The organism is Staphylococcus sp. EG-SA-2 (assembly GCF_017152085.1).
This window is the reverse complement of the sequence record NZ_JACYHC010000667.1, coordinates 1-2,070: the sequence shown is the minus strand read 5'-3', so window position 1 is coordinate 2,070 and position 2,070 is coordinate 1. Positions and strand designations below refer to the sequence as shown.

Annotated in this window: 3 protein-coding genes; all 3 read left to right on the top strand. The window is 27.9% G+C overall.

Annotated features, from left to right (window positions below; genetic code table 11):
• The first annotated feature begins 80 nt into the window (after positions 1-80).
• Positions 81-644, top strand: a complete 564-nt coding sequence (locus tag IDG60_RS12065; protein WP_001105705.1) for an accessory gene regulator AgrB — start codon at positions 81-83, stop codon at positions 642-644.
• A 3-nt stretch (positions 645-647) separates the two neighbouring features.
• A complete protein-coding gene (gene agrD / locus IDG60_RS12060; protein ID WP_000735197.1) occupies positions 648-788 on the top strand; it encodes a cyclic lactone autoinducer peptide AIP-III precursor in 141 nt (46 codons plus the stop codon).
• Positions 789-812: 24 nt separating this feature from the next.
• On the top strand, positions 813-2,070 hold a 1,258-nt coding region (gene agrC, locus IDG60_RS12055; RefSeq protein WP_206160741.1), incomplete at its 3' end, for a quorum-sensing sensor histidine kinase AgrC.

Below are 2,070 nucleotides of genomic sequence, written 5' to 3'. Positions count from 1 at the left end.
TTTATTTCCTACAGTTAGGCAATATAATGATAAAAGATTGTACTAAATCGTATAATGACAGTGAGGAGAGTGGTGTAAAATTGAATTATTTTGATAATAAAATTGACCAGTTTGCCACGTATCTTCAAAAGAGAAATAACTTAGATCATATTCAATTTTTGCAAGTACGATTAGGGATGCAGGTCTTAGCTAAAAATATAGGTAAATTAATTGTTATGTATACTATTGCCTATATTTTAAACATTTTTATCTTCACTTTAATTACTAATATATCGTTTTATCTAATTAGAAGGTATGCACATGGTGCACATGCACCTTCATCTTTTTGGTGTTATATAGAAAGCATTACACTTTTTATTGTGCTACCTCTATTAGTATTGCATTTTCATATTAATGAAACACTAATGATGTTTTTAGCATTAATAAGTGTTGGAGTAGTGATTAAATATGCACCTGCAGCCACTAAGAAGAAGCCTATCCCAGCGAGGCTTGTAAAGCAAAAAAGATATTTTTCAATTATAATTAGTACAATTCTTTTCATTATCACACTTTTTGTAAAAGAACCATATACCCAATTTATTCAACTGGGTATTATTATACAAGCTATTACATTACTACCAATATACTATTCAAAGGAGGACTAAATTATGAAAAAATTACTCAACAAAGTTATTGAGCTTTTAGTTGACTTTTTCAACAGCATCGGTTACAGAGCCGCGTATATAAATTGTGATTTTTTATTGGACGAAGCTGAAGTACCAAAAGAATTAACTCAATTACACGAATAACTATAAGAGAAAGTGTGATAGTAAGTGGAAGCATTAAATGATTATAATTACGTTTTATTTGTAATTGTTCAAGTTTCATTAATGTTCTTTATATCTGCATTTATTAGTGGAATAAGATACAAAAAATCAGATTATATATACATTATTGGAATAGTGTTATCTTCAGTATATTTCTTTGACAAAATCGGAAGTATTTCACTAGTTGCTATAACAATTTTTATAATAATTTTTCTCTATTTTAAAATTAGACTATATTCTGTATTTTTAGTAATGGTTACTCAAATCATTTTATATTGTGCAAATTTCGTTTATATCATTATTTTTTCATACATTATAACAATTTCACACAGCATGTTTATAGTTCTACCAATCTTTTTGGTAGTGTATGTATCAATTTCTTATGCACTTGCCTACATTTTAAATAGAATATTAAAAAGGATAAATGGTACATACCTTTCTCTTAATAAAAAATTCCTTACTGTTATAACTATTGTTATAGTAATAACATTCTCTTTGTTATTTGCATATTCGCAAATTGATGCGAGTGATGCATCAACAATCAAACAGTATTCGCTTTTATTCTTGGGAATTATTATATTACTGAGTATCTTAATTTTTATTTATTCTCAATTTACTCTTAAAGAAATGAAATATAAACGTAATCAAGAAGAAATTGAAACCTATTATGAATACACATTAAAGATTGAAGCAATTAATAATGAAATGCGCAAGTTCCGTCATGATTATGTCAATATCTTGACGACTCTTTCAGAATACATTCGTGAAGATGACATGACCGGTCTTCGAGACTATTTCAATAAAAATATTGTACCTATGAAAGATAATTTACAAATGAATGCTCTTAAGTTAAATGGTATTGAGAATCTTAAAGTACGTGAGATTAAAGGTCTTCTAACAGCTAAAATTTTACGTGCACAAGAAATGAATATACCGATTAGTATAGAAATACCAGATGAAGTAACTCGCATTAATTTGAATATGATCGATTTAAGTCGCAGTATTGGTATTATTCTTGATAACGCAATAGAGGCATCAAGTGAAATTGATGATCCTATCATTCGAGTTGCATTTATTGAAAGCGAAAATTCAGTAACGTTTATTGTTATGAATAAATGTGCAGATGATATACCACGTATTCATGAATTGTTCCAAGAAAGTTTTTCTACTAAAGGTGAAGGTCGTGGTTTAGGTCTATCAACTTTAAAAGAAATTGCTGATAATGCAGACAATGTCTTATTAGATACAATTATCGAAAATGGTT